The sequence below is a fragment of the Methylobacterium sp. C1 genome (assembly GCF_001854385.1).
Taxonomy (GTDB): domain Bacteria; phylum Pseudomonadota; class Alphaproteobacteria; order Rhizobiales; family Beijerinckiaceae; genus Methylobacterium; species Methylobacterium radiotolerans.
Window position 1 is genome coordinate 4,701,002 of record NZ_CP017640.1, and the last position, 25,571, is coordinate 4,726,572.

A 25,571-nucleotide genomic window follows, 5' to 3' on the forward strand; every position below is an offset into this window, starting at 1 on the left:
CCGGATCTGCTCCTCCGTCTTCGCTCAGCCGAACCCGTACAGCGCCGCGGGATTATCGACCAGAACCCGCGCCCGCGCCCGGTCGTCGGGGACCCATTCGGCCAGGAGGTCGAGCAGCCGGGCGTCGTCGGGCAGGTGCTTCTCGCCCCGGTGCGGCCAGTCGCTGCCCCAGACCACGCGCTCCGGGGCCGCGGCCGCGAAGGACTTCGCCACCGCCGTCGCGTCGGCATAGGCGGGCGGTCCGCTCGCGGTGTTGAGGTAGGCCCCCGACAGCTTCATCCACGTCTGGCCGCCGTCGAGCAGCCGGCGCACCGCGGCGTAGGCGGGATGGCTCACGCCCTGGTCCGGCGGGAGCCGCGCCAGATGATCGATGACCAGGGGCGTCGGCAGGCGGCTCAGGACGGGTTCGAGCTCCACGATCGTGTCGCCGGTCGCGTAGATCTGGACGTGCCAGCCCAGCGGCGCGACCTTGCGGGCCATCGTCTCGAGACGCTCCGCGGTGGTCGGCCCCCAGGATTGCGGCGTGCCGAAGTTCACCCGGATGCCGACCGCGCCCCGGCCCGCCATCGTCCGAAGCTCGGCATCGGTGACGTCGCGATCGACCACGACCACCGCGCGGGCCGAGGGGCCGAACTGCGCCACGCCGTCGAGGGTCGGGCGGTTGTCGGTGCCGTAGGTCGAGGGCGTCACCACCACCACCCGGCTCGTCCCGAGGCGGGCCTGCACCTGGCGGTAGGCGGCGACGTCGCTGTCCAGCACCGGCTGGCCCTTCCAGTGGGGCGAGGCCGGATAGCGGGTCGACAGGATGTGGATGTGGCAGTCGCAGGCGTTCGGCGGAACGGCGATCGCCGGCGCCTCCGTCCCCGACGAGAACGGCGTGGCGTCCGCGGCGTCCGCCGGCCGGTCACGGAGGTCGGCGGCCGTGGCCAGGGCGAGCGCCGCGCCGCCCTGGAGGACGGTGCGCCGGGATCGGGTTTGGCTGAGCATAGGCGAGGCCTCTCTCGTCTCGGATCGGATCAGAAGCCGTAGAGCTTGGCCGGATTGGCCACGAGGATGCGGTTTCGCACCGCCTCGTCGGGGGCCCAGACCGCCAGCAGGTCGATGAGCACGGCATCGTCCGGCTTCGCGTCGGCCGCGGCGGTCGGATGCGGCCAGTCGCTGCCCCAGACGAGCCGTTCGGGGGCGAGCGCCACGTAGGCGCGGGCGAGGCGGCCGCGATCCGCGTAGGTCGGCGGCCCGACCTTCGAGAGGATGTAGGCACCGGTGAGCTTCACCCAGGCGCCGTTCTTGTCGATCAGGTCGGCGATGACCTTGAAACCCGGATGGTCCGGGCCGGCGGGTTCGGGCAGGTGGCCCATGTGGTCGAACACGACCGGGACCGGCAGGCCCTTCAGGGTGTCGGCCAGCTCCACGATCTTGTCGCCGTCGGAGACCAGCTGGATGTGCCAGCCGAGCTCGGCGATCTTCCGGGCAACCGGCACCATGTCGGTGATCGGCGCACCGCCCGGCAGGCGCGTCCCGAACCGGACGCCGCGGATGCCGGCCCCGTCGAGGCGCTTCAGCTCCTCGGGCGTGACCGCGGCGTCGAGCATCGCGATGCCCCGGGCGGTCGGCCCGAACGCCTTCACCGACTCGACGAGGAGGCTGTTGTCGACCCCGTAGGTCGAGGGCTGCACCACGACGTGCCGGGTGAGGCCGAGGCGCCGCATCAGGAGCTTGTAATCCGCGACGCTCGCATCCGGCGGCCGCAGGGTCGCACCGGGCGCGGCCGGGAAGCGCGCATCGTAGATGTGGTGGTGGCAGTCCGTGGCGCCCGGCGGCACGGTGAAGGTCGGCCGATCCGTGCCCGAGGACCAGGGGACGGTCTGCGCCGCTGCGGGCCGCAGGCCGGCGGCGCCGGCGGCGCCGGCCACGAGGGCCGCGATGTGCGCGCGGCGGGTCATCGAGGGGGTCATCCGTCCGGTCCGGTCAGTGATGCGAGAAGAGGGTCTGGCCGGGGGACGGCATCCGCGCCGTCAGGATGCTGCCGGTCTGGGATTCGGTGATGAACAGGGTCGCGCCGTCCGGGCCGCCGTAGGCGACGTTGGTGGTCGAGATCCCGGCGGGAGACTTCACCCGCAGCAGCGGCTCGGCGACCGGCGACAGCCGCCAGATCGAGCCGAACCCGGTATGGGCGACGATCAGGCAGCCCTCGGCATCGAGCGCGATGCCGTCCGGACCGCCGAGGCCGCCGTGCAGCTGCGCGAACACGCCGACCTTGGCGACGAGGCCGCTGGCGTTCAGGGGCACCCGCCAGATCTGCTGGGCGCGGGTCACGGCCACGAACAGGCTCCCCATGGCATCGTCGATGACGATGCCGTTCGGGCTCGGGATCGTGTCGACGAGGCAGGTCAGCTCGCCGGAGGGGCGCAGGCGGTAGACCCGGCCGGTCGGGTCCTGCAGCCCGGTCTGGCCCTGGTCGGTGAAGTAGAGGTCGCCGTTCCGCGCGAAGGTCAGGTCGTTGACCCCGCGAAAGCCCTCCGAGCCCGCCGTCTCCAGGAACGGCGTCACCGCCCCCGTATCGGGATCGAGGAGCATCAGGCCGCGCCTGTAGCAGGTGATGAAGATCCGCCCGTCGCGGTGGATCTTCAGGCCGTTCGGCCAGCCGTCGTACTCGGCCACGAGCTCCCATTCGCCGGCCGGGTCGATGCGGAAGATCCGGCCGAAGGGAATGTCGGTGACGTAGAGCCGGCCGGCCCGGTCGAAGACGGGGCCCTCCAGGAAGGAGTCGATGGCGTGCCCGCCCCGGTTGGCGTTCGCCCAGGCTGTCGGCCGGACCTTGCGGAAGCGGTCGGGCAGGCGCGTGAAGACCTCGGCCGTCACGGCCGGCGGGGGAGCGAAGAACGACATCGCGTGGCCTCGGTGTGGGTGCGGGAGCGGTGGATCAGGCTGGCAGCGCCGCCGTCCGGGCCTCGCGGGCATGGGCGCGGCTGATCAGGATCACGCAGATCGCGGCGGCGGCATCCAGCGCGGCGACGGGGAGCATCCCGAGGGCGAAGCTGCCGGTGGCGTCCTTCACGAGGCCGACCACGTTCACCATCAGGCCGCCGCCGATCAGATTGGCGATGGCGTTGATGCCGGCGAGCCCGGCCGCCAGCGTCCCCGGGGACAGCCACCCGGCGGAGAGCGCCCAGAACGGCCCCTTGAAGGAGTAGGCGCCGACGAGGGCGAAGGTCACGGCCATGACGGCCGTCGCGATGCCCGCGGTGAGGTTCAGATACGCGAGCCCGAAGGACGCGAGCAGCAGCGGGATCGCCGTGTGCCAGCGCCGCTCGCCCCGGCGGTCGGAGTGGCGGCCCCAGAGCACCATCAGCACCGTGGCGATGCCGTAGGGGATCGCGTTGACGAAGCCGGTCTGGAGGTTCGTCAGGCCGAAGGACTTGATCATCTGCGGCTGCCAGACCGACAGCACGCTCCCCGTCGCTGAGGCGCCGGAGCAGACCAGAGCCATCGTCAGGAAGTACTTGTTGCGGGCGAGCTGCCACAGGGAGATGTGGCCGATGGGCTTGCGCTTGCCCGCCTCGTCGTCGAGGCGCCCGACGAGCCAGGCGCGCTCGTCGTCCTTCAGCCAGCGCGCGTCGCGGGGGCGGTCGGTCAGGACGAACAGGCAGGCGATGCCGAGGCACACGGTCGGCAGGCCCTCCAGCACGAACAGCCACTGCCAGCCCTTGAGGCCGAGCAGGCCGTCGAGTTCGAGGAGCGTGACCGACAGGGGCGAGCCGAGGAAGGTCGCCAGCGGGATCGAGACCGTGAAGGTCGCCAGGATCCGCGCCCGGTAGGCGCTCGGCAGCCAGTAGGTCAGGTAGAGGATCGCGCCCGGGAAGAACCCGGCCTCCGCCGCGCCCAGGATGAAGCGCATCACGTAGAGGGAGTGGGGCCCGGTCACGAGGGCCATGCCGATGGTGACGAGGCCCCAGGTGATCATGATCCGGGCGATCCAGCGCCGCGCCCCGACCTTCTGCAGGGCGAGGTTGCTCGGGACTTCGACCAGGAAGTAGGACACGAAGAACAGGCTCGCCGCGAAGCCGAACATGGCCGGGGTGAGCCCGAGATCCTTGTTCATCTGCAGGGCGGCGAAGCCCACGTTCACCCGATCCAGCAACGCGAAGAAGTAGCAGAGCATCAGGAACGGCACGAGCCGGAGAATGACCCGGCGCATGGTCGCGGCCTCGAGCGGATGCTTGGCGTGTTCGGAGACGTTCACGTCCCAACCTCCCTTGTTGTCGAGATGCGGCTCGCGTGACGTCCCGCGCCCTTGAGCCCCGGTGGTGCGGTCCTGCCCGGAGGGGATCAGATCCCCTCGCAGCCCGCCTCCGCGAGGGCGCGCTCGACCCAGGAGCGGTCCACGGTGCCGGCCTGGATCGCCGCCATGGTCTTGGCCTCGCCCTGCTGCTTCTTGTCGGCGGCGGCGAAGACCGTCTCGGTCTGGTCGAACGGCACGCAGACGACGCCGTCGTCGTCGCCGACGATCAGGTCGCCGGGCTCGATCACCATGCCGTCGAGGGCGATGGTGGCGTTCACCTCGCCCGGCCCGTTCTTGTAGGGGCCGCGGTGGGTGATGCCGGCGGCGAAGACCGGGAACGCGTTCATGCGGATCCAGCCGTAATCGCGGACCGCGCCGTTCAGGACCACACCGGCCAGACCGATCTGCTGCGCGTGGGAGATCATGAGCTCGCCCATCAGCGCGTTCGTCAGGTCGCCGTCGCCGTCGACCACGAGGACGTCGCCGGGCTTCGCCCTGTTCAAGGCGGCATGGATCATCAGGTTGTCGCCGGGGCGCACCCGCACCGTCAGGGCGACGCCGCTGAGCACGCCGCCGGCGTGGAGCGGCCGGATCCGCGCGCCGCCGTGGCTCATCCGGTTCATGGAGTCGCTGATGTTGGCGACCGCGATGCCCTTGAACTTCTCGACGGTGGCGGGGTCGACCGTGCGGGTGCGCGGGTGGATCTTGAAACCGATGGCCATGGCTGTTCGTCCTGCGATGCGGGGAGGTGAGTGGGGCGTCAGGCGACGGGCTTCAGGCCGGCCTTGAGGATCATGGCGTCGAGGGCCTCCTGGTAGGTCCGGGGGACGACGCCCTTGAAGTGGTCCTTGAGGCCGAGGCTCGCCTTCCAGCGCAGGCGCTCGGCGACGGCGCGGGCCATGATCGGCTCGACGCCGGCATCGGCGACGGCGTCGGCCGACATCTCCAGTTCCTCGGCCCGGCGCTTGGCGTGGATCACCCCCGACGGGGTCAGGCTCTGGACCGTGTCCATCCACGGCCGGGCGAGGGTCTTGGAGGCCGAGGCGAGGACGATCTCGTCGATCCCGTACTGATGGGCGGCGAGCAGCATCTCGTCGGTCAGCGCCTCGATCCCCTTGATCAGGACCGAGCGGATGATCTTGATGCCCGAGGCGGTGCCGAGCACCGGGCCGGTGAACTCGATCTGCATCCCCCACGGCACGAGGAGGTCGCGCACCCGCTCGCCGGCCGGGCCGCTCGACAGCATCCGCATGGAATAGCCGTGCAGCGGCGTGCCCTCGATCGAGCCGTCGCCGAGGCGGGCGCCGGTCGCTTCGAGCTTGGCCGCGACACCCTGCTTGATCTTCGGCGTCGCCGAGGCGAAGTCGAGGAAGGTGTGGCGGCTCGCCAGCACCGGCGCGAAGGCGTCGGCGCTCTCCAGCGAGGCGGCCCCCGGCGTGACGCTGACGATCAGGTCGGCCGCCTCGGCGAGGTCCCCGTTCGAGCGGACGAGGGTGACGCCGGCGTCCCTGGCCCGCGCCTGGATGAGGTCCGCGTAGGGTCCGTCGAAGGCGTACTTGTCGTAGCAGGCGATCGACTCGAGGCCGGCACCGCGCAGGCCCGCGCCGAGCGTGCTGCCGATCTCGCCGTAGCCGACGAGGCCCAAACGGAATTGCGTGCGGTCTGCCATGCTGTGCTCCTGTCGGGCTATGCGGTGAGGGGGGTGGTCCGCCGGCAGGCCAGCGGGCCGGCGGCGAGGTGGTCGCGGAGGATCTCGACGGGGTGCGGCAGGCGCAGGCCGTCGACGAGCTTCACCTGCGAGCGGCACGAGTAGCCGTCCGCCAGGAGGCGGCCCGAGCGGCCCCTCCCGGCGACGTGACCGGCCCAGCTGAGGCCGTAGATCCGCTCCGACATCGCCCGGTGCTCGGCCTCGTGGCCGTAGGTCCCGGCCATGCCGCAGCAGCCGGAAGGCAGGACCGACAGGCGCAATCCCAGGGCGGCGAAAACCTCGGTCCAATCGGCGAGCGCCGGCTGCGCCGTCGCCCGCTCGGTGCAGTGGGGCAGCAGCCAGTAGGGCTCGGACCCGGAGGCCGGACGGGCCCGGTCGAGGCGGCCGGCGAGCCATTCCTGGACGAGGTGGACCCGCGGCAGGTCCCGCCCCGGCAGGGCCTGCCGGTACTCGGAGCGGTAGGTCAGCGTCATCGACGGGTCGAGGCCGACGAGGTCGACGCCCGTCGCGGCGAGCCGGCCGAGGTCGTCGGCGTTGGCCGCCGCCAGCCGCGCGAACCGGCCGAGGAAGCCGTGGACATGCAGCGGCTTGCCGTTCGGGCGATAGGGCGCGAGCCAGGGCCGCAGGCCGAGCCCGATCAGCAGGTCGAGGAGGGCGAGGAGGACGGGCGTGTCGTAGTGGCTGGTGAAGGCGTCCTGCACGACGATGACGCTCGTCAACCGCTCGGCCTCCGGGAGGCGGCCCAGGGTCCGCGCATCGGCCGGCGCCACGCCGCGGCGCTTCAGCTCCTCGTGCAGATCGAGCCCGGACAGCCGCGGGACGTGGACCAGGCCGACCACGCGCGCGAGCCCGAGGGACGTCGCCGCATTCGCGAGCCGGGGCGCCCGCGCCAGCTGCGGCACGGCGATCTCCAGGGCGGCGACGGCGTGGTGGCGCAGGGGCCGCAGGTAGCGGCCGTGATAGAGTTCGAGGAACTTCGCCCGGAAGGTCGGAACGTCGACCTTGATCGGGCACTGTCCCGTGCAGGACTTGCAGGCGAGGCAGCCCGCCATCGCCTCGTGGACCTCGTGGGAGAAGTCGTCGCGCCGCCGCAGGGTCGCGGCGAGGCGGGCCGGGAAGGCGCGCCAGCCCGGGCGGGCGCGCAGGCGCCGGGCTTCCTCCAGCGGGTCGCGGCCCTCGGCGGCGAGCCGACGCAGCCACTCGCGCATCAGCTGGGCGCGGCCCTTCGGCGAGTGGCGCCGCTCGCGGGTGCCCTTCCAGGACGGGCACATCGCCTCGTCCGGGTCCCAGCTGAAGCAGGCGCCGTTGCCGTTGCAGTGGAGCGCCTCGTCGTAGCCGGCCCGGACCTCCTCCGGGATCGCCCGGTCCCGCTGGCCCTTGGTCGGCACGCCGTCGACGGTCAGGAGCGCCGCGCCCTCGGGGGCGGCGATCTTGCCGGGGTTGAACTGGTTGCGCGGGTCGAAGGCGGCCTTCACCGCCTGCAGCACGGGGTAGAGCGGGCCGAAGAAGCGGGGCGAGAACTCGCTGCGCACGCCCTTGCCGTGCTCGCCCCAGAGCAGCCCGCCGTAGCGCCGCGTCAGGGCGACGACGTCCTCGGTGACGGCGCGGACCAGCGCCTCGGCGCCGGGCGCCTTCATGTCGATGGCCGGGCGGACGTGGAGCACGCCGGCATCGACGTGGCCGAACATGCCGTACTCGAGCCCGCGCCGGTCGAGGGCGTCGCGGAACGCCGCGATGTAGTCGGCGAGATGCTCCGGCGGGACGGCGGTGTCCTCGACGAAGGCGATGGGCCGCCGGTCGCCCTTGGTGTTGCCGAGCAGGCCGACCGCCTTCTTGCGCATCGCCCAGAGGCGGCCGACCTCCGCCTCGCCCCGGGCCACCGTGTAGCCGCGCCGGCCGTGGGCGGTCCCGGCCTCGTCCAGGGTCGCCGTGAGGCGGGCGAGCGCCGCCTCGACCGCCTCCGCGCCGTCGCCGACGAACTCGATCAGGTTGACGCCGCGGGCCCGCTCGCCGGCATCCTCCGGGAAGTAGGCGGCGACGCCCTCCCAGACGGGATCCTGCTGGGCGAGACCCAGCACCTTGGAATCGACCGTCTCGACCGAGGCCGCGCCGAAGGCCGCGAGGGTCCGCGCGTCGCGGAGGGCCGCGTCGAAGCTGTCGTAGCGGAGGTTCACGAGCGCGACGTGGCGCGGCAGCGGAAGGACGTTGAGCGTCGCCTCGGCGAGGAGGCCCAGCGTGCCCTCCGAACCGCACAGCACGGCGTTGAGGTCGAAGCGGCCGTCGGCGCGGCGCAGATGGGCGAGGTCGTAGCCGGTGAGGCAGCGGTTCAGCGGCGGGAAGGTCGTCTCGATCAGCGCCGCGTTCGCGCGCTGGAGCCTGTCGACCTCCCGGTGGATGGCGCCCGCGAGACCGGGCCGGCCCTGGGCGGCCTCCAGCCCGGCCGCGTCGAGGGGCTCGGAATGCCAGACGGTGCCGTCGGCGAGCACCGTGGTGAGGGCGCGCACGTGGTCGCGGGTCTTGCCGTAGAGGCAGGAGCCCTGACCACAGGCGTCGGTCGCGATCATCCCGCCGATGGTGGCGCGGTCGGAGGTCGAGAGCTCGGGGGCGAAGAACAGGCCGTGCTCGGCCAAGGCCGCGTTGAGCTGGTCCTTCACCACACCCGCCTCGACCCGCGCCGTGCGGCGCACCGGGTCGATGGCGAGGATGCGGTTCATGTGCCGCGACAGGTCGACCACGATCCCGTCCGTCAGGGACTGGCCGTTGGTCCCCGTCCCGCCGCCGCGGGGGGCGATCCGCACCGCCACGAACCGCTCCTCGGCGAGCAGGGTCGCGATGCGCACGAGGTCGTCGCGGTCCCGCGGGAACGCGATGGCCTGCGGCATGATCTGGTAGATCGAGTTGTCCGTGGCGAGCACGGTGCGGTCGGCCTCGGCCATCGTCAGGTCGCCCGCGAAGCCCCGCGCGCGCAGCTCGGCGCAGAAGGCCGCGGTCAGCGAGGTCACCGTCGGGCCGGAGGGGAGAGGCGGGATCATGGCGGTCACGCCGGGACCGCGACGGCGATTGTGTCCCGCCGGATCTGCCGCCCCAGGGCCAGCATCATCAGGGCGCCGAGGAGCAGGATCCCGCCGACCGCCAGCAGCGGCGCGGTGAATCCCCCGGACAGTTCGCGCATCACGCCGATCAGGTACGGGCCGGCGAAGCCGCCGAGATTGCCGATCGAGACGATCATCGCGATCCCGCCCGCCGCGGCGCGACCGGTGAGGAAGCCCGAGGGCACGGCCCAGAAGGTCGCCGTGTACGAGTTGATGCCCATCACCGCGACGCAGAGCGCCACGATGGTCAGGCCCGGTGTCGGGGTCAGGGTGCTCGCGGTCAGGCCGACGGCACCGAGAGCCAGGGACAGGGCCGGATAGATGGTGCGGTCACCGCCCCGGTCGGAGACGCGGCCCCACACCACCATCGCCACCGCGCCGCAGACATAGGGAATGGCGGCGACGACCCCGACCACCGAGCTCGCGAGCCCGAGCTGCTTGATCATCTGCGGCAGCCACAGGCCAACGCCGAGGGAGCCGATGATCGCGCAGAAATTGATCGCCGCCAGCGTCAGCACCCGCCAGTTCCGCAGGGCCTGCGCCAGGGTCATGGGATGCTTCTTCTCGATGGCCGCCTTCTCCGCCGCGAGCGTGGCGACGAGGACGTCACGCTCCGCGGGCGTGAGCCACTGCGCCTTCTCCGGCCGGTCGGTGAGGACGAAGAGGCAGACGATGCCGAGGATCACCGCCGGCAGGGCTTCGAGGATGAGGAGCCACTGCCATCCCACGAGGCCGAAGCCTTCGATCTGCACCAGGGCGCCGGAGATCGGCGAGCCGACGATGTTGGCGACCGGGATACCGAGCAGGAAGAGAGAGGTGGCCCGCGCGCGCACGGCGGAGGGGAACCAGAAACTCAGGTAGAGGAAGACGCCCGGCACGAACCCGGCCTCGCCGAGGCCGAGGAGGAACCGGGCGATGCCGAACTGGATCGGCCCGGTCACGAAGGCCGTCGCCGCCGAGACGAGGCCCCAGGTGATCATGATCCGGGCGATCCAGAGCCGGGCCCCGACACGCATCATGATCAGGTTGCTGGGGATCTCGGCGAGGAAATAGCCGAGGAAGAACAGCCCGGCGCCGATGCCGAACGACGTCGCGGTGAGCCCGATATGCGCGTTCATCGTGAGCGCGGCGAAGCCGACATTCACGCGGTCCAGGTAGCTGACCACGTAGCACACGAAGAGGAACGGCAGGATCCGCCGCATCATCTTGCGATGAAGGTTCCGCTCGTCGACCGCGTGGGCCGGAGCTCGGGACTGCTGCCCTTGCGCCATGACGTCCACTCCCGAATCGCCAGTTTTGAAACGGCGTTTCGTTTTTAATCCATCACGCGGCGGCGGTTGTCAACGATGTCGTGGAAGCGGCCCGTCACGGCTTGGTGAGCGGTAGGCCGGTGGCTATGGATCGCGTGTCCCGAATCCCGCGAAACCGGAACGAGTGCGAAGAGATGGCGAAGGAGGCGCGCGCGCGGCCCAATCTCGAGGGCGTGGCTTCGGCCGATCGGGTTCTGACGGTGCTGACGGCGTTCCGGCGGGGCGACGACGCTCTGGAACTCTCCGAGCTCGCGCGCCGCACGTCGCTCGTGAAGAGCACGATCATGCGGCTGTGCATCTCGCTGGAGAAGTTCGACCTGATCGAGCGCCTGGACGACGGGCGCTATCGCCTCGGTGTCGAGGCGGCCCGGATCGGCTCGGTCTACCAGCAATCCTTCGCCCTGGAGGAGCGGATCGTCCCGGTCCTGGAGCGGCTCGCCGCCGAGTCCTTCGAGACGGCCTCGTTCTACATCCGCCGGGGCAACCAGCGGCTGTGCCTGTTCCGTGCCGACTCACCGTCACCGTTGCGGATGAACGTCCGCCCCGGCGACATGCGGCCGATGGACGAGTCCGCCATCGCGCAGGTTCTGAGGATTTTCGGCGACCGGAGGGCTACGGAAAGCTCGACGGCTCAGGTCCCCCTGTACTCTTCCGGTATCACCGACCCTCACGTCGCGTCGATCGCGATGCCCGTGTTCGGGACAGAGCAGCGGTTGATCGGTGCCATCGCTCTGTCCGGTCCAGCGTCTCGGTTGACCGCGGAGCGAGCCGAGACTCTCAAGCCGCGGCTCCGAGAGGCCGGCGAACGCCTCTCGTCTGAGCTCGGAGCACAGCTCTGAGTCAGTTCCCGGCTAACGGGCCGGCTCGACGAGCGGTGCTTCGCCGCTGCGGCGTACCTCATGATCGGTGCCCGCTCGTCTGTGCCAGAGACCGTCGCGCAGACGTTCCGCTCACCGCCATCCCCGACCGCCGCGCATCGTCACAGTCAGGCCGCTCGGGTTAGAGCAGCAAAAGGATGGGCGGCCCACGGAAGGCGCCCCGGTTTCTGTGGCGAACCACCTTGGCCGACGACGCCACGCTATGCCGGCTGCTGGCCGCCATCGGCCGGGGAGAGGCGGATCGGCTGGCCGAATTCCACGATCTCACGAGCCCGACGAGGGGCTCGGCTGGACCACTTCGACGGCCGCTCAGGGTAGAGGCCGTGTGAGGACGTTGGAGTTCGGATAGGCTCTGCGTGCCTGTGGAGGCTTGTATGGCGCGGTTCGTCCGGGGTGCGGATCGCGACCACGTCACGCCACTGCCGAACCGGTTGGACGCCTACCTGTCCGAGGACGATCCGGTGCGCGTCGTCGACGTGTTCGTGGACGCACTCGATCTCGCGGTTCGGGGTTTCGAGGGCGTGGTGCCAGCTGCGACGGGCCGGCCCGGCTACCACCCGGCGACGCTGCCGAAGCGCGACCTCTACGGCTACCTCGATCAGGTCGCCTCCAGCCGCCGCCCGGAGCGTGAAGCCGGCCGCAACGTCGAGCCGACGTGGCTGACCGGCCGCCTCGTCGATCGTCATACGGGCAGCCTCCGCGAAGGGGCTGCCGTGCGGACAGCCGCTCAGTGTCGTCGTCCCCGCGCCGCCGGGGGCACCAGCAGCACGGCACGCGGACACGTCGAGAGGGGAACTCGCCGAGAACCCGAGATTCGCGCGTCGCGTCCTTCGCCCCCGTTGAAGCCGTCCAGGTCGTTCCTATTTTGTTCTCAAATCCGGAGGGGTCAATGCTCAGCTACGAGGATCTGCGGGACGCGGCGGCCGGCGAGGAGCGGGACGCCCTGATGCGCGCCTTCGCCGAGGACATGGCGGAAGCCTCCGGGCGCGAACGCTGCCGGGCCGGCTTCGTGCGGGCGGAGCGGCCGGCGGACGTGGCGCGGGCCCTCGGCCGAAACCGCCGGGCTCAGGCAGGCTCGGCCCCTCCTACCGGTCCCCGTCGCTGACGCTGCCGAGTGGTCCGGCCCTCGGCGTGAGCCTTCGCTGATGCGGAACGCCGACGGGCCCGTTCGGCTGCAGCGTCCCCGATGCCGCGCTGGCGCCGGTGCTCGGCGACAAGCTGCGCCTTGAGCTCGGTCTTGGCCTTCAGGGCTAGGATCTCGTCCCTGGTGTACCGGCGGGCCATGCCGTTGTCGTCGGTGACGTGCGGCAGGTCGCTCGTCGCACGGTCCATGACGAGCCCGACGCGGTCGGAGGAGATCCTCGCCTCCTCGTGCAGGTAGGACGCGAACGCCCTGCGGACGTCGTGGGGCGTCGCACAGCGTATCTTCGTGGAGATGCCAGTCCGTTTGGCCGCCGGCGCGGCGAGCTCGAACCAGGGGGAACATCCAGGGGGACCTCTGGCGCCCGGCCGCCCTGGCAACGTCGGTGGTGCGCTCGACGTAAGCCTGCACGCGACGCCAGACGACCGGGGGCAGAGGGACGGCGTGGCGACCGGCGAACGGGTCCCGCGCCGTCGGGGCACCTTGGCCCACCTTCCGGTGCCCCTCCCACCAGATCCCCCAACCCTCTGAGGCGGACTTGCCCGGGCTCGACCATCCAGGCCCAGAACCGCTTCGAGCCGCGGACGACGTCCCGTGCCTGGGAGCGCTTGCCCTCTCACACGAGGCCGGCCACCGCCTCGGCCACGTCGGGCGCCGGGCTGCGGGAGACGAACCGGTCGTCGAGGGCCCGCATCGCGGGGCAGCCGATGACAGACCTGTAGTTCCGCACGGTGTCGGGCCGGTAGATCTGCGCCGGGCTCTCGGCCTCCGCCTCCAGGTGCGCGACCCAGGCGTCCCGGGCCTGCCTGTATGTCCACGTCTTGGGGGCGCGGTTCTTCGGCATGTGGGTCTGGACGACAACCGCCTCGCCCCTGGCCGCCTTCGCCACGAGCGCCGACCGCTTGAGTGCGATCCAGGCCGGGTCTGGGACACCGGCGCCTCCCTCGACACGGGCGCGGACCGCAGCCCCGGCGGAGCGCACCTGCACCGGCGTCCAGTCGCCCGCATCGCCGAGGCGGATTCGCAGCGGCTCACCCGCGTGCCGGAAACGCATCGAATAGACCGCTGCCGTCGGCGTCAGCCTGAGCGTCGCACCCGCGCAGCCGCCGACGCTCACGTCCCGAGCAGGCGTCCGGTTCGCGCGGGCCTCCTCGATGAGGTCGTCGATCTGCGTCCCGGTGAGGACCGCGGCGGCTTTCCTCGGCCTGCACGGCTCCCGGGTCGACGCCCGCTCTACCCCGGAGCGCACCCGTGGCAAACGTGGTCGGCCCCGCCCTCCGTCTGGACCTCCGGGCCGCGGTCGGCCCAGGGTTAAGTGCCCCCTCCCGAATGCCCCGGACAGAGGGCCTCTGCAGAGGGGAAATGCCTTGTGACAGAGTCTCTTGGTGACAGGTACCGGGGGGCCTGCTACCACGATTTTGGCACCAGACTCCGTAGCTCAGCTGGATAGAGCAGCCGCCTTCTAAGCGGCAGGTCGTAGGTTCGAGCCCTACCGGGGTCGCCAGGTGTTTCAACGGGTTGGCACCGAGTTTGCGCAGCGGCAAGAACCCCGGGACAGCGCCAGGACAGCTCCGAATCCGGGCTCTCCGTTTCCCGCCGGGAGCGACGCGGGCGGGCGCGCGGGGTACGGGACGCGTCGCGCCCGCGACAGCCGCCGGGCCAGGAGGCGGCTGAGCCTGGCCGCGGCCCAGCGCCGCCGCTCAGGTCCGTCCTCCGCGCGCGCCGAAGCCCTCGGAACGAGGCAGCCGCACCATGACCGCCGGCGATCGAACGCGGGCGACGGCGACAGCGCCGATGACCCGCTCTCGTGCGCGGATCTGGTCCTGCAACAAGCCGCGGCCGAGGCGATTGATGCGGACGACGCGAAGCCCTGGATCATCATCGAGAACGGCGACATCCTGGCGCCCAACTGGATCAGGGCCAGTACCGGCACATCCCGCCCGCAAGCATGGGCCGTGAGCCGGCGCTCTGCGGTATGCAGTTCCCCCGCCGCACCGGGCCTCAGCCGGAACCGGCGAGGCGCCTGAACTTCACGTGCAGGGATCACCTCCGCCAATCGGCCGGTTCCCCCCTCGTGCGCCCACTCCCGCACCGTGCCGAGCCGGACCGTTGGTCATGGGCACTCTGCGGGGTGAGGAACACGCAAGCTGCTCAAAAGCGAGCGCAGGAGGAAAGCTGACATGGCAGACATCCGCTCACACGATCCGGTCGGACGATCTGACGGCCGGCCAGGATCAGACCAGGCCGGCGGCTCGGCCGGCGGCGGTGCCGGCGTCGCCGATCAGGCCAGAGAGACGCTGCGGGATGCCACGAACAAGGCTTCGGACGCGTGGGACAACGCCTCCGAGTACGGGTCCCGCTACTATCGGCAGGGCAGTCGCGCCGTCAGTGACATGGACAGCGGCACGATGGCCGGCCTGTTCATCGCGGGCGCGATCGGCTTCGGTCTCGGCTGGCTGGTCTTCGGTCAGCAATCGTATACGGGCGACTACGTCTCGAGGCGGATGAGCGCGAGCAGCGAGCGCCGCTACTAGGAGCGACCTGCCGGCGGCTGGGCAGGCGGAACTCCGCGTCACCAGCCGCCGAACCGGCAAGGCACACTGATCGTGCGCCGCACGCTCCATACCGGAACAGCCTGCCACCGCCGCGCGGATCTGCGCGCTCGGCACGGGCGGACGGCGATGAAGGTGTTTCGGATCCGGCACGAGGTGACGGGAGCCATCCTCTGGACCGGATCGGCCACGAACCCGCTCGCGGCACGCGACGCCATGGCCCACGAGGCCGGCTGCTACGACCTCCGCGCTGGCGGCCTCGACGTCGAGGAGATCCGAGACTAGCCCCCGAGCTACAGAGCGGCCCGCGCGACGCCTGCCGGAACGATCACCGCGCCGTCAGGTGCCGGTGCCGGGCCACCTGTCCAGCACGCGCGACCCGGCGCGCAGCTCGACATGGTGGCTGTGGGCATCGTCCCGGGTCTCGCAGAGGTCAACGGCCGAAGCGAAGCGGGTCCGCGCGGCGATCTCGGTCTCCACATCCTCGGCGATCACCTGCCGCCCGTCTCGGAAGGTGAGCACGCGGAAGGTTGGGTGTCTCAGGTCGCTGGCTTCCATCGGTGGCCTCTCCGGGAGGATCGTTACGCGTCACCCGGCGCCGTGACCGCCCTTGGCGTTGTCGGGCCCGGGAAGATCCGGTCGGTTGTCGTAGCCGCCGCTTTCCGGCCCCACGCCGGCCTCAGGCTCCGGACTGCCCGGCGAGTGCGGGCCGGTTCCGCCAGTCGCCGGATCCGGCTTCCCCACCTCGCCGATCGGCCGGCCCGGCGGTACCGTGCCGAAGGCCTCGCGCGCCGCGTCGACGTCCTGACCCATGCCGGCCTCCCTCGATGTTGCGAGAAGCCAAGGCGCGAGGCGCAATCGGGGTTCCCGGCCGCTCGGCCCCGCCTCGATCTGATCACGGGCCGGGGACGCGTCCGATCCCACGCGCGGACCGATACGCAACGCGGGCCGTCCGCTCGGGGACAAGACTGGGCTCGTGCGCCGTGGGCGAGGCTGGCCGAACCCCGTGCCGGAGCAGACCGCGCACGAGTCGGCGAGGGCAGCCGCGCGAGCCTGTAGACGGTGTGGGCGGCCATGACAGCGAGGACAGCGAGACGCGCCAAGAGGGTGTTCAGCACGCGGTGCACGCTCGAACGGAGTGGGATCGGCGGTCCGCCACCGCCGGTGCGCCCCGGAGGCGCGCCGAACACGGCGCGATCGCGGCGGGCACGACGATAGCTGCAACCGGGATCGTGGCTCGGCGTTGAAAGCCGGACACCCATCGTAGCTCCCACATCCTCGGGTTCAGCCATGCCCACCGAGCTGCACGACAAGGCCCACATCGACGTCTTCGACCGCGCCGCCCGCGAGCATTGGTCCCTGCACTTCGGAGTGACCGAGGACCGCCTGCGCAAGGCCGTGAGGATGGTCGGATCCCGCGTCACCAGCGTCGCGGCGTATCTCGGTCAGTCTGCCCGCTGACATGGGCCGCCCGCCGTTGAGCCGCGACCTCTATCTGAGTCCGAACGGAGATCGCTGGCTCCTGCTGCGCGATCCGTCCGACGGTCGCAGCTTCGTCCGGCACGAGGCCAACCCAGCTTCGGGCGGACACGTCACCGACGTGGCATTGGTGGCTTTTCTCGCCGCCGATCGCGGAGGCCCCGAGCATCAGGCGGTGTGGGCGTTGATCGGTGAGCTCGTCGACGATGGCGCTACACCGCCATCCGCGATCGCTTAGGCTGCGCCGCCGCTTCGCGGAGCGCATCCGCGTCGACGAGAAGCGCGGCGGCGATCTCGGACAGGGCCGCGCGCTCGATCGCGGCGATGCCGTCGTGATCTGCCACATCGGCCGCCACTCGAAACACGCCCGCGCGTTGGTCCATGGGCCGACCGGCAATCGCCGCGACCCGTCGCAGGTTCTCCGCGCGGCCAGCCCGGGTGCCGGCTCGACCGATCGCCTCGTGTAGCGCCTCATCGAGCATCAGGACGTCGTAGCCTTTCTCCAGGATCGGGCTGGCGAGGACGCCGGCGAGGGCCGTTTCCAGTTCATCGCCCGCGACCTCGCCGTCGGCGACGATGACATTGGCAGCCGCGGAGACGCCGGCCTGCATCAGCGCGTCGTCGCCGGCATAGGCGGTCACCGTCTGGCGGAAGCGGGCGAGCAGGTCTCGTATGAGGGGCATGTGACGCGCTGCTGAGCGAGGTGGATCGAAGACGGATCGCTAACGACACCAAGGCGCGGCGCCGCACCAGCGCATGCGCGCCACCGAGCCGGTGACGGCAGGATCGCCGGCGAGGCGCTGATCCCCTTCCGTGTTCGGTCTGTTCGCCTCGGCCAGCATGGCTGCGGAGAAGCAGCACAGCATCAGGGCGGCGATCCATAGGAGGGCCCGGAAGGTGCGGAGGGGACGCTTCGACATACGCGCCAGCCTGGTGCGGCAGGGTTAGCGAACCCTTGCGCCGGGTCGGAAGGAAGCCCGAAAACGGCCTCTTCGAGGGAGCCACGAGCGGATCGGCTGCGCTCAACCTCGGGCAGGGTCGCGGGCCATCGTGGCGTGTCCGCCTGCAACAGCGCCGTGCGGTGTCGCGAACGCCTCGGGCCCGTCGGCAGAGGGAAAGCGTCGCTGTAGCAACCGGGCGCGCAGAAAAAAGGCCACTCCCGAGGGAGCGGCCCGAAGTCTTGGGAGGAAACGCCCTTGGGAAGGGCTGCCAGACCGCGACGCCATCGCGGTCTCGCACCGCCGACCTAAGCCTGCACGGTGCGGCGCACAACCGCCGTTAGGCTTCGTCGCGTGCATAAGTGGCGCTGGACGCCCGCTCAGGTGCGCTTCCACACCATGGCTCGGGCGCCCGGAACGTTCCGGGGCCGCGTCTCACCTAGCTTCGCGGGAGACGCAGTCGTGTCGGCCGTCAGCGGGCCAAAGCGTCGGCCGGGCCACCGGCATGCTGGCCCGAGTACCGGTAGGCCGGGGCGGTGCGATAGTGCGTCACCGAGATGTCCGGCAGGACCACCGAGGCGTTGCCGGCGTAGCCCGAGTAGGCCGAAGCCGGATAGGGGCTGTGCCTGCTGTCGATGCCCTGCGCCAGGGCGGGCGTGGCGACGGCGACCAGGGCGGCCGCAGCGAGCAGATGCAGCTTCATGACGATCTCCATGCGGGTTCGTTCGACTTCGCGGGGAAGCCATCCGGTCAGTCGGGTCGCGTGAGGAAGATCGTCGGTGCGGCGGTCTCGATCGCGGCGGCTGTGCTTGGCCGGCTGTGACCTCTCAACGGCGTACTCCGCCGATCGTTCGCCGGGTTTTGTGCGCCGCGACACATCCTGCCCATCGGCGAGCTACTGGTGCTATTCTGTATTCCCGGATGCGGAGGCAGGGCCGGGACTTCACTCCGCCGTCAACGCGGTCGTAGAACGGCCTCTGCGACCGGCCAGAGCAGCGTTCGCTGGGGCTACTCGCGATCACGTTCTACGATCGCTGAAGGGGCTCGGAGAGCCTGCCGACGCCCTTCCTCCGTCGCGATTTCCGACCACCAGCGCATGCATTCCTCCGCGCTCGCGGCCGGACCTGTCGGCGAAGCATCGATGAAGAAATGTTCTGGGGCAACGCCCAGCACATCGGCAAGCCGGTTCAAAACGGCCCAACCAGGCTTATCGATCTTTTTCCATGACACGAGAAAAATCAAAGCCTGAAAAGTTCTGTTCCGGCGCCGTGCCGCCGCCAGATACCGATCGCAGCGGTTGAATTATACTGATGTCGCCCTCGTTAGGCTCACCAGTCTCGGCGTCGACGTGCGGCCTTCGATGGCGCCGAACAATCGGAGCTGGGGGCGTTTCAGATGATCTTCGTTACGAGGGCGGACGGCGGCGTGACCTACGTCAGCCCGGAGTGGACCGCGTTCACCGGCCAAGCCGCCACGGCAGCCGCCGAACTGGGCTGGCTCACCTGCATCCATCCTGAGGATTACGGGGCCGCCGTCACCTTCCTGCGCACCGCCCGTGATCAGCAGAGCGAATACAGCCTGCGCCTCCGCCTGCGTCGTGCGGATGGCAGCTACGCCTGGGTGATGATTGGCGCCGTCCCCTCCTATGGACCGCCGGGCCACACCTTCCTGGGTTATCTGGGATCACTCACAGAGATCACCCCGACCGGTTCTGAACCCATCGGTGCCTACGGAACGCTCGCACGCTTCGTCCCGCCGCCCATGCATCCGGCAACGCCGCCCGGTTCGACGCTGGAGGCGGTCGCCGACCATCTGCTGATCGCGCACGGGCTGATCGAACAGGACCACGCCAAGGAGATGCTGCCGATATTGCGGCAGGCGTTGATGGTGGCCGGCGTTCTGCTGGCGCGCAAGATGATCTCGCCTGATGGCAGCGACCGCTTCCACTGAGACTTGCATCGGTGTGGCCAGACTCGAAGGCGAACGGCTTGGCGTTCTCGTCCTTCAGGTAGGCGGTCGCCGCCGCCGCGATCTCGTCGTCCGTCACCTCGGACTTGCGGCGCAAGTCGCCGACGCTCGGGATCACTGTGGCCAGGCCAGAGAGCTAACGCGGCTCCGCTGTCCCGTCCATGACATGGCTCAGCGCCAGCTCAGTCGGTGCCGACCGACCGAACCGGAACATCGCCGTTCGGCCGCCGGTTACGGCAGCTCAACAGGGAGTGAAGCCGATGGTCGATGTCGCACAGATCCAGGAGCATGCCGAGGTGGTCGGCTCGGACGGCAAACATGTCGGGACCGTCGATCACATCGATAAGGGCGAGATCAAGCTGACGAAGAAGGACGCCTCTGCCGGTGGCCTGCACCACTTCATCCCGGTCGATTTCGTGCAATCGATCGACGGCGGCAAGGTTCGCCTGGACCGGCCGGCGGATGAGGTCATGCGTGAGTGGTCGACGTCCTGAGACGCCCGCGCCGACGATGGACGCGAACCGTAGAACTTCTCCGGGCGGCCATATCATCACGGCTCGCCCGGCTCAGCCGACAGCCCGGCTCCGCTTCGTGCATCGAGCGGCGTCGAGACTCGATGCGGTCGCGGCCCCTTCGGCCATCTACCGACGCCGCCAGCCCGGTACGAGGCCCGCCGGACGCTGGCAAAGCAGGTCCAGAAGGAACTCGACGCCGAGAAGCACGAGCTGGAAGTGCGGGCAGCGGAGCTGCGAGCAAGGCGGCTCGCTCGGGAAAGCGCCGAGACCGAGGTCTCCTGAGGTGGCATCGGTGGAGGCTGACCGACTCAGCGGCGCAATCGGGCGCCCGTGGTCCTGCACCGCGTCGCGGAACAGGCTGCCCGGAAGCGATGGCAGCGACCCCGTGGCGAGGACGACGGTCAGACTGCGCTCAGGCCCATCAGCACCGCGGCCATTTGCCAGCCAGCGACCAAGATCGCGGCGATCCACGCCACCGTTGCCACGCCGCCTGCAACCATGATCATCGTGAGAAAGCGGTCCATCCAGGGACGCGTGGATTGATCCTGAACCGACACTGTCTCGATGTGAGCCATAATTCACCGTCTAATCAGCGTACCGAGTCGATGCCGCAAGCTCCGTTCCCGCGGCGAAGCGCCCGCGCAGCCGGCCGTTCAGGCATATAGAATATAGAGCGCACTCGCCGGAGCGATCACCACATTGGCTGCTCCGATACAGACCAGGATCATCACAGCTTTCGCGTGCAATTGCGGCTTGTTCCTGAACATCCATCCAGCGGGAAATGCCAGCACGGTGATCGGCAGCATGCAGAGGACGATCGAGACCCATAGCAGTGCGCCGAGCGCGAAGATCAGAAGACCCGGACTGCTCCTGGGCAACCACTCGCTCAGTTGCCCGCGTGCGAGGATGACTTGGGGCATCGGACGCGCCGCCCTGTTCCGGTCAACTGATGCAACCGAGAGTGGTATACATCCCGAAGGCGCGACCTCAACGGGAAATCATGCAGTGCCGAGGGTTCGGATTACGCAGAACCTAAGCAGTCACGAATTGCCCGATTGCCCATCCGTCTCGGCCACCTGCCGTCCATGGTTCTGCACCGCGTCGCGGAATAGGTTGTCAGCCGTCGCGGTCGTGGCCGCGGCGCCCGGGATGGCGGCTCGCAGCGAACCACCCTACGCTGAGGGCGTTCCACAGTCTCAGCAGCAAGGAACGCGATATGAAGGTGATCTCGACGACGGTCCTCGGCTTGGCGCTCCTCAGCGGCGTAGCTCCGGCCTTCGCGCAGCCCTACGGCGGGCGCGACTACGGTTACGACCGCGGCGATTACGGCTCCCGCGACAGAGGCTACGGAGATCGCGGCGATCGCGGCTACGGCGAGCGCGATCGCCGCGATTACGATCGGGATTATGACCGAGGCGCGCGGGGCGGACGTGGCGACTACGCCTTCAACGAGGAGGAGTATCTGCGCTGCAATCCGGACGTGCGCCGGGCTGTCATCGGTCGCGCAATCAAGTCCGGGCTGGAACACTACCGGAAGGTCGGGATGGCGGAAGGCCGGAAGTTGAGCTGCTGAGTGCGGAGGCCGACCGCTTGGTTACCTCGGCATCGAGACAGCCCGCCGGCCGATAGGGCGCAGCAGGCCGGAACAGGTTGCCGCTGCCGGAGGGTGCGCTAACCTGCGCACAGCCGTCGCCGCTGTGTGGCGCAACTCAGCACGAGGCGGGTCGACCATGAGAGGCGCGGCGGTCAGATGGTTCGTCGTCGCGCTCGCAGGTTTCTGGAGCACCGAAGCTTTCGCGCGGCGCCATCGAGCCAGCAGTACTTCTCCTCGGGGGGCCATTGCGGCGCCGCCATTCTCATCCCTGCGGCCACCAACCACGACGCTGCGGCCGCCTGACGACGGCATTATCCATTGGAACACGCCGAACAAGGACGGCAACCTCGGCGGTCCCGGGACCGGCGGCGGCGGCGGCGGCGGTGGCTGATCGACTCCGCCTTCGCCATCGGCCGCTGTAGCTCTGCACGATGTCGAAGGTGAGAGGTCCGGTGGCGGATGCAGCGCACGCGGAAGCCCGCACCGGGCTACCGCTGCGGGACCCGCGCCATGGAATGTCGCCGCACCTGATGGCGCCGCATCCGAACGTTGGTCAGCCTGCCGGACGGCGACGAGATGCCGGTCACAGGACCGGCCGGCACGGCCTAGGCGGGGCCGGCCAGGGCGCCGAGACCTGCACGGACGAGCGCAGCCACAGCTCAGACACGCCTTGTCGGTCGTGCCCCAGCGCAGATGGATCGCGTCGGTCTGCCGGGAGAACCGGAAGCACGCGCCGGTCCGATGATCCGACCTCGGAGCGGGTGTCCGCGCCAGGAACACGGATCGCGGCATTTCCGAAATGCTGGACTTGCTCGCGAGCGTTCATGCTCAGGCGTCGCCGCGCGCACGTGGCGACAGAACGGCGAGACGTCCAATTGCAGGTGTCTCTCTGACCCTGTATTTTGCGACAATCGTCATTCTGAAACGTTAGAATCAGGGTGAACTGCCAGAGCAATGAAGAAGTGAAACCTCGGTTATAGCGCGTGTGGTGGAGGCATCGCGTCGCCGGTCACTGGCGCGCGGCCGGCATCCGGTGCTGGTATGTCGTAAAGTGAGCAGGAGGGGTTCGGCATGTCTGAGGTACCCGTCGTCATCCCGACCGAGACGCTCTCCCTGCCATCGGAGTGGACAGAGGCCGCCGAGCAGGCCGCACGCAACCTCGGTCAGGGCAGACCTCTCGCCGAGCTGTGCCCCGAGCATTGGCAGCTCGTGGTGGCCAGCGTCACAGACAGGATGCGGATGCGCGGCGCGTCGCTCCCGCGCGGCTGGCGCCTCGCACTCGCGCGACAGGTCGGGCGCGATGATGCCGAGGACCCGGCAGAGGCGCGTGTTCTGGCCCTTCATGCCAAGCGCGAGGAGATCGCCGCCCATGTTGCCCGCGACCTGGGGCTCGGAGATCTCGCGGGGCTCAGTCGAGAGGAGCGTGCCGCGGTCGATCGGCAGACCGCCGAGACGATCGAAGGCTGCGACCCTGCCTCGTCCGAGCCGGCCGATTGCTCGGACGCGGATCGGACGATGCGGCGCCTGCTCTCCGAGCATCGCGCATTGAGCGAGCTTCGGGCCGACGCGGACAACACGCGCCTGGCAGAGGAGGGCGAGGTGTTCGCGCCCGAGGACGATGCCTGACAGTCGGCCTACTGAGGCTCTGGGGGTCGCGGCGAGGCTGCCAGCCGGGGCCGAAGCCTCCTTCGCGCCGATCACCGTGGCGGCAGGGCGGACGCGATTGTGCGGGCCTGTCCGTCGGATGCCCGCGCGTTTCGGGACCGGTGCGCCCGGCGCGGGTCCGGGCCGTTGCCGGCGAGCCCGGACGCTGTAGCGGGGTTCATCGTCCCGGAAGCGGTAGCCGGCCGCGCCGCCTCGACGCTCGGCCGCCGGCTCGCGGCAATCCGCTGCGCGCACAAGCTGGCCGGCGCCGCCGATCCGGCGGACGATGATGGCGGGCGGGCTGCCATGACGGGGGCCCGGCGCAAGGCCGGCGTCGCCCCGGCAGCTGGCCTCGATGCGTCGACCTCTGGAGCGCGCGGCCTGCGCGCCGGCTACATCACCGCGGCCGCGGGGCGCGGGGCGGATCCCGCCCGCGTCATGGACCAGTCGGGCCACCGAGATCCGCGCACCGTGGTCGGCTGTATCCGGCGGGCAAACGCCTTCGCGGGGCATTCGGGGAGCGGGTTCCTGTAGAAACCGCGTGAAGCTTCCATAGGAGCCGCAACAGACAGGTCGTTCGAGCGGTTCAGCCCGTGACGACTCACCTTCCGCGGGGCTCCGGCTTCGCGGGAAAATCAGCGTCCGTCGTGCGAGGATGGCCTGCATGTCCACCGCCAGAGCCGGTCCGGATCGCCTCAGGATCTCGTGCTCGTGCTCGCGGGCGGAAACGCGGTGGGCGCCTATCACGCCGGAGCCTATGAGGCTCTGCATGGGAGCGCCCCCCGCCGGGCGATCGCCGGCCTGAAGCGCGAGTACGACCTGCGGCAACAGCTCGATCCGAGCGGTCCGGCGGTGACGCTGCTTCACCTCGTCTATCGAGCAGGCCCCGACCAGCTTGCCACCAAGAGCTTCGACTACTCGCCCTCCTCGATCCGCGATCGCTGGGCGGCAGGGCACAGCGATATGGCGGCCAGGCTGGCCCGACTGATCGAGCCCCGACCTGAAGGGCAACGCTTCCGCCACATCGAGTGAGGCTCGGCCTGACAGCTATCAGGCCTCACCAACCTCCTGGCCCGGCGTGCCCGGCCAGCCCGCTTCGGCTTGTCCGTCAAGGGCTCTGCCACCGCAGCGGCCCTCGGGACCGAACTTCTCCGATGCAGTCCACGTCCAGGGAACTGGGCGCGCCCGGGTTTCTCGACCGCAGGGGCATCCGGCGCACGACTCTGAGCAAGGTCACGTCAGCACCCGATCCGGCACCAATCGCGCGCTCCGAGGCGCCAGGCCTGCTCACCGCAATAGACAACGGGATCGCCATCATGGCTGATCATGCGTGCGAGCATCACCTCTGTGCCGAGCGCCGTGATGCAGATCACCGTAGCCCCGAGACCTGCGTCGCCGATCAGGCGAGTTCCTACGCCCCAGCCGTTCTCCCGGCAGATGTCGGCGGCGTGGCGATGGTCGTGCCGCGTCCCGCCGATCACCCGCCTGCCCCCCGAACCGGGGACTGCTGATGACGGGCCCCATAGGCTGGGGACCGTTCGAGCGAGCGGCCAAGCCCTTCCGCCACTATCGCCACCGCAGATCCGTAGACGAGATGGGCGGCCAAGCCTCGGATGCGGGTGAAGGTCGGATAGTGATGATTGGGCGCGCTGAGGCCGAGGGTGGGCACCAGGTATTCGTCCAGAATGAGCGACATGGCGGTCCCGCAGGTCAGCGCGGCGGTGAAGGGCCGCAGACCGGCGTACCGCCGCAACAGGCCGTAGACCGGGCCCCAACCCATACCGGTGGCGAGGTGGATCGCCTTGCCCGATATCTCGTGCCGGCGAGGCGTGGGGTCGACGTCCATCGCAGCACAGAGCTTTTGTGCCGCGACCAGGGAAGAGGACGCGCCGGGGCGCACCCGCTTCTCGTGTCGATCAACGCGCTCCGGGGTGGTCCACCGCAACGGACGCTGGGCGAGGTTCGTCACCAGCGTTGCCACCAGCCCGGCCGTCAGCCCGACGGTGACATCGACCCATACGGCGTGACTGGGCGGCCGCATCATCAGACGAGCCATATCGACAACCCCAGAACGACGCCGACGCCGCCGATCACGACGCAGTAGCTGGGCACGACCCATGCGTTCGGTCCGTGTGGTCGCGACGCCCTCCGCACGCGCGCAGGTGCCGCTTCGGTCTCGCGTGCCAGGGCGATGCGCTCGTGAGACGGAGGGTGCCCGGCGGCCTCATCGTCCGTCCCGAGCTGGGAGAGCCCCGGATCATAGGCCTTCACCTTGTCGCCCGTCGCGCCGCTATCGATGTCCGCCTTCAGCATCGCCGATGTCGGGCGGGAGGAGGCGGGAGGAGCCTCTACGGGCATGCTGCCGGGGGACGGCGGGGTCTCGGAACGGAGGATCATGCTGCATGCCTCGCGGCACCGGTACGCCGGGCGTCTCCCGATGCGGTGTCGTAAGACTGAACAACCGCTGCGC

Annotated in this window: 30 protein-coding genes, 1 tRNA gene and 2 pseudogenes; 14 read left to right on the plus strand and 19 right to left on the minus strand. The window is 70.1% G+C overall.

Features of this window, described 5'->3' with window-relative positions:
• Window positions 1–24: 24 nt before the first annotated feature.
• From BKE41_RS21770 to BKE41_RS21805, 8 genes are all read right to left on the minus strand, one after another.
• Window positions 25–987, minus strand: coding sequence for an amidohydrolase family protein (locus BKE41_RS21770; RefSeq protein WP_029359244.1), 963 nt, complete (start codon window positions 985–987; stop codon window positions 25–27).
• Window positions 988–1,016: 29 nt separating this feature from the next.
• Complete coding sequence (locus BKE41_RS21775) at window positions 1,017–1,955, minus strand: amidohydrolase family protein (RefSeq protein WP_063111294.1); 939 nt, start codon at window positions 1,953–1,955, stop codon at window positions 1,017–1,019.
• 13 nt (window positions 1,956–1,968) lie between these two features.
• The gene (locus BKE41_RS21780; RefSeq protein WP_024828951.1) at window positions 1,969–2,889 is read right to left on the minus strand and encodes an SMP-30/gluconolactonase/LRE family protein; all 921 of its coding nucleotides are present in this window, start codon (window positions 2,887–2,889) and stop codon (window positions 1,969–1,971) included.
• Window positions 2,890–2,923: 34 nt separating this feature from the next.
• Window positions 2,924–4,198, minus strand: coding sequence for an MFS transporter (locus BKE41_RS21785; RefSeq protein WP_043074502.1), 1,275 nt, complete (start codon window positions 4,196–4,198; stop codon window positions 2,924–2,926).
• 131 nt (window positions 4,199–4,329) lie between these two features.
• Window positions 4,330–5,004 carry an RraA family protein gene (locus BKE41_RS21790; RefSeq protein WP_024828950.1) on the minus strand — a complete coding sequence of 225 codons (675 nt, stop codon included), beginning with the start codon at window positions 5,002–5,004 and terminating at the stop codon, window positions 4,330–4,332.
• A 38-nt stretch (window positions 5,005–5,042) separates the two neighbouring features.
• Window positions 5,043–5,951, minus strand: coding sequence for a DUF1932 domain-containing protein (locus BKE41_RS21795; protein WP_012321065.1), 909 nt, complete (start codon window positions 5,949–5,951; stop codon window positions 5,043–5,045).
• Window positions 5,952–5,968: 17 nt separating this feature from the next.
• Complete coding sequence (locus tag BKE41_RS21800; RefSeq protein ID WP_071000735.1) at window positions 5,969–9,022, minus strand: FAD-binding and (Fe-S)-binding domain-containing protein; 3,054 nt, start codon at window positions 9,020–9,022, stop codon at window positions 5,969–5,971.
• A gap of 5 nt (window positions 9,023–9,027) precedes the next feature.
• Window positions 9,028–10,353, minus strand: a complete 1,326-nt coding sequence (locus BKE41_RS21805) for an MFS transporter (RefSeq protein ID WP_012321067.1) — start codon at window positions 10,351–10,353, stop codon at window positions 9,028–9,030.
• 173 nt (window positions 10,354–10,526) lie between these two features.
• On the opposite strand from BKE41_RS21805, the gene BKE41_RS21810 reads away from it, so the two are divergent.
• The 3 genes and pseudogenes from BKE41_RS21810 to BKE41_RS21820 all read left to right on the plus strand — a co-directional run bounded on the left by BKE41_RS21810 (window position 10,527) and on the right by BKE41_RS21820 (window position 12,375).
• Entirely contained in the window at window positions 10,527–11,231 is a 705-nt protein-coding gene (locus tag BKE41_RS21810) for an IclR family transcriptional regulator (RefSeq protein WP_041372383.1), read from the plus strand.
• A gap of 413 nt (window positions 11,232–11,644) precedes the next feature.
• Window positions 11,645–11,947 (plus strand): annotated as a pseudogene (locus tag BKE41_RS31725) (IS5/IS1182 family transposase); the annotation flags it as partial.
• A 212-nt stretch (window positions 11,948–12,159) separates the two neighbouring features.
• On the plus strand, window positions 12,160–12,375 hold the full coding sequence (locus BKE41_RS21820; RefSeq protein ID WP_012321069.1) for a hypothetical protein: 216 nt from the start codon (window positions 12,160–12,162) through the stop codon (window positions 12,373–12,375).
• A 652-nt stretch (window positions 12,376–13,027) separates the two neighbouring features.
• Here the strand turns inward: BKE41_RS21820 and BKE41_RS21830 are convergent.
• Complete coding sequence (locus BKE41_RS21830; RefSeq protein ID WP_029359235.1) at window positions 13,028–13,660, minus strand: DUF4102 domain-containing protein; 633 nt, start codon at window positions 13,658–13,660, stop codon at window positions 13,028–13,030.
• 178 nt (window positions 13,661–13,838) lie between these two features.
• Here BKE41_RS21830 and BKE41_RS21835 point away from each other — a divergent pair.
• The 3 genes from BKE41_RS21835 to BKE41_RS32485 all read left to right on the plus strand — a co-directional run bounded on the left by BKE41_RS21835 (window position 13,839) and on the right by BKE41_RS32485 (window position 15,248).
• A tRNA-Arg gene (locus tag BKE41_RS21835) sits at window positions 13,839–13,915 on the plus strand.
• A 676-nt stretch (window positions 13,916–14,591) separates the two neighbouring features.
• Window positions 14,592–14,945, plus strand: coding sequence for a hypothetical protein (locus BKE41_RS21840; protein WP_071000102.1), 354 nt, complete (start codon window positions 14,592–14,594; stop codon window positions 14,943–14,945).
• A 174-nt stretch (window positions 14,946–15,119) separates the two neighbouring features.
• Window positions 15,120–15,248, plus strand: a complete 129-nt coding sequence (locus tag BKE41_RS32485; protein ID WP_268821210.1) for a hypothetical protein — start codon at window positions 15,120–15,122, stop codon at window positions 15,246–15,248.
• 54 nt (window positions 15,249–15,302) lie between these two features.
• Here the strand turns inward: BKE41_RS32485 and BKE41_RS21845 are convergent, their stop codons facing one another.
• On the minus strand, window positions 15,303–15,521 hold the full coding sequence (locus tag BKE41_RS21845) for a hypothetical protein (protein ID WP_012321088.1): 219 nt from the start codon (window positions 15,519–15,521) through the stop codon (window positions 15,303–15,305).
• A gap of 30 nt (window positions 15,522–15,551) precedes the next feature.
• Window positions 15,552–15,776 (minus strand): hypothetical protein, encoded by a 225-nt coding sequence (locus BKE41_RS21850; RefSeq protein WP_012321089.1) that lies wholly within the window; start codon window positions 15,774–15,776, stop codon window positions 15,552–15,554.
• Window positions 15,777–16,253: 477 nt separating this feature from the next.
• Between BKE41_RS21850 and BKE41_RS30465 the strand changes: the two genes are divergently transcribed.
• Together BKE41_RS30465 and BKE41_RS30470 are read left to right on the plus strand one after the other, a co-directional pair.
• Entirely contained in the window at window positions 16,254–16,424 is a 171-nt protein-coding gene (locus tag BKE41_RS30465; RefSeq protein WP_012321090.1) for a DUF3606 domain-containing protein, read from the plus strand.
• A gap of 16 nt (window positions 16,425–16,440) precedes the next feature.
• The gene (locus tag BKE41_RS30470) at window positions 16,441–16,680 is read left to right on the plus strand and encodes a hypothetical protein (protein WP_199825808.1); all 240 of its coding nucleotides are present in this window, start codon (window positions 16,441–16,443) and stop codon (window positions 16,678–16,680) included.
• On the opposite strand, the gene BKE41_RS21855 is transcribed toward BKE41_RS30470, so the two are convergent.
• From BKE41_RS21855 to BKE41_RS21860, 3 genes are all read right to left on the minus strand, one after another.
• Window positions 16,655–17,125 carry a tellurite resistance TerB family protein gene (locus tag BKE41_RS21855; protein ID WP_024828933.1) on the minus strand — a complete coding sequence of 157 codons (471 nt, stop codon included), beginning with the start codon at window positions 17,123–17,125 and terminating at the stop codon, window positions 16,655–16,657. The genes BKE41_RS30470 and BKE41_RS21855 overlap by 26 nt on opposite strands.
• A gap of 39 nt (window positions 17,126–17,164) precedes the next feature.
• A complete protein-coding gene (locus tag BKE41_RS31275) occupies window positions 17,165–17,362 on the minus strand; it encodes a hypothetical protein (protein WP_012321092.1) in 198 nt (65 codons plus the stop codon).
• A gap of 490 nt (window positions 17,363–17,852) precedes the next feature.
• Window positions 17,853–18,083 (minus strand): hypothetical protein, encoded by a 231-nt coding sequence (locus tag BKE41_RS21860; protein ID WP_012318280.1) that lies wholly within the window; start codon window positions 18,081–18,083, stop codon window positions 17,853–17,855.
• A 722-nt stretch (window positions 18,084–18,805) separates the two neighbouring features.
• Here BKE41_RS21860 and BKE41_RS21865 point away from each other — a divergent pair.
• Both BKE41_RS21865 and BKE41_RS21870 read left to right on the plus strand, forming a co-directional pair.
• Window positions 18,806–19,330: a PAS domain-containing protein gene (locus BKE41_RS21865; protein ID WP_245295825.1), complete on the plus strand. Its 525-nt coding sequence runs from the start codon at window positions 18,806–18,808 to the stop codon at window positions 19,328–19,330.
• A 278-nt stretch (window positions 19,331–19,608) separates the two neighbouring features.
• On the plus strand, window positions 19,609–19,842 hold the full coding sequence (locus BKE41_RS21870) for a DUF2171 domain-containing protein (RefSeq protein WP_063111290.1): 234 nt from the start codon (window positions 19,609–19,611) through the stop codon (window positions 19,840–19,842).
• Window positions 19,843–20,264: 422 nt separating this feature from the next.
• On the opposite strand, the gene BKE41_RS31730 is transcribed toward BKE41_RS21870, so the two are convergent.
• Window positions 20,265–20,438: a hypothetical protein gene (locus BKE41_RS31730; RefSeq protein WP_012321096.1), complete on the minus strand. Its 174-nt coding sequence runs from the start codon at window positions 20,436–20,438 to the stop codon at window positions 20,265–20,267.
• 78 nt (window positions 20,439–20,516) lie between these two features.
• Window positions 20,517–20,783: a hypothetical protein gene (locus tag BKE41_RS21875; protein ID WP_024828931.1), complete on the minus strand. Its 267-nt coding sequence runs from the start codon at window positions 20,781–20,783 to the stop codon at window positions 20,517–20,519.
• Between the two features lie 296 nt (window positions 20,784–21,079).
• Here BKE41_RS21875 and BKE41_RS21880 point away from each other — a divergent pair, with 296 nt between their 5' ends.
• From BKE41_RS21880 to BKE41_RS32625, 4 genes and pseudogenes are all read left to right on the plus strand, one after another.
• Window positions 21,080–21,436 carry a hypothetical protein gene (locus BKE41_RS21880; RefSeq protein ID WP_024828930.1) on the plus strand — a complete coding sequence of 119 codons (357 nt, stop codon included), beginning with the start codon at window positions 21,080–21,082 and terminating at the stop codon, window positions 21,434–21,436.
• 1,092 nt (window positions 21,437–22,528) lie between these two features.
• Window positions 22,529–23,083, plus strand: a complete 555-nt coding sequence (locus BKE41_RS32225) for a hypothetical protein (protein WP_012321099.1) — start codon at window positions 22,529–22,531, stop codon at window positions 23,081–23,083.
• Between the two features lie 165 nt (window positions 23,084–23,248).
• Window positions 23,249–23,635, plus strand: coding sequence for a hypothetical protein (locus tag BKE41_RS21890; protein ID WP_071000103.1), 387 nt, complete (start codon window positions 23,249–23,251; stop codon window positions 23,633–23,635).
• A 240-nt stretch (window positions 23,636–23,875) separates the two neighbouring features.
• Window positions 23,876–24,067, plus strand: a pseudogene (locus BKE41_RS32625) (DUF3734 domain-containing protein); the annotation flags it as partial.
• Between the two features lie 272 nt (window positions 24,068–24,339).
• On the opposite strand, the gene BKE41_RS30480 reads toward BKE41_RS32625, so the two are convergent.
• The 3 genes from BKE41_RS30480 to BKE41_RS21905 are packed head-to-tail and all read right to left on the minus strand — an operon-like array spanning window position 24,340 to window position 25,414.
• Window positions 24,340–24,582 (minus strand): hypothetical protein, encoded by a 243-nt coding sequence (locus BKE41_RS30480; RefSeq protein ID WP_083374401.1) that lies wholly within the window; start codon window positions 24,580–24,582, stop codon window positions 24,340–24,342.
• Window positions 24,579–25,157 carry a hypothetical protein gene (locus BKE41_RS21900; protein ID WP_234740868.1) on the minus strand — a complete coding sequence of 193 codons (579 nt, stop codon included), beginning with the start codon at window positions 25,155–25,157 and terminating at the stop codon, window positions 24,579–24,581. The genes BKE41_RS30480 and BKE41_RS21900 overlap by 4 nt, the downstream gene beginning before the upstream one ends.
• A complete protein-coding gene (locus BKE41_RS21905; RefSeq protein WP_306419204.1) occupies window positions 25,145–25,414 on the minus strand; it encodes a hypothetical protein in 270 nt (89 codons plus the stop codon). The genes BKE41_RS21900 and BKE41_RS21905 overlap by 13 nt, the downstream gene beginning before the upstream one ends.
• Between the last annotated feature and the right edge of the window lie 157 nt (window positions 25,415–25,571).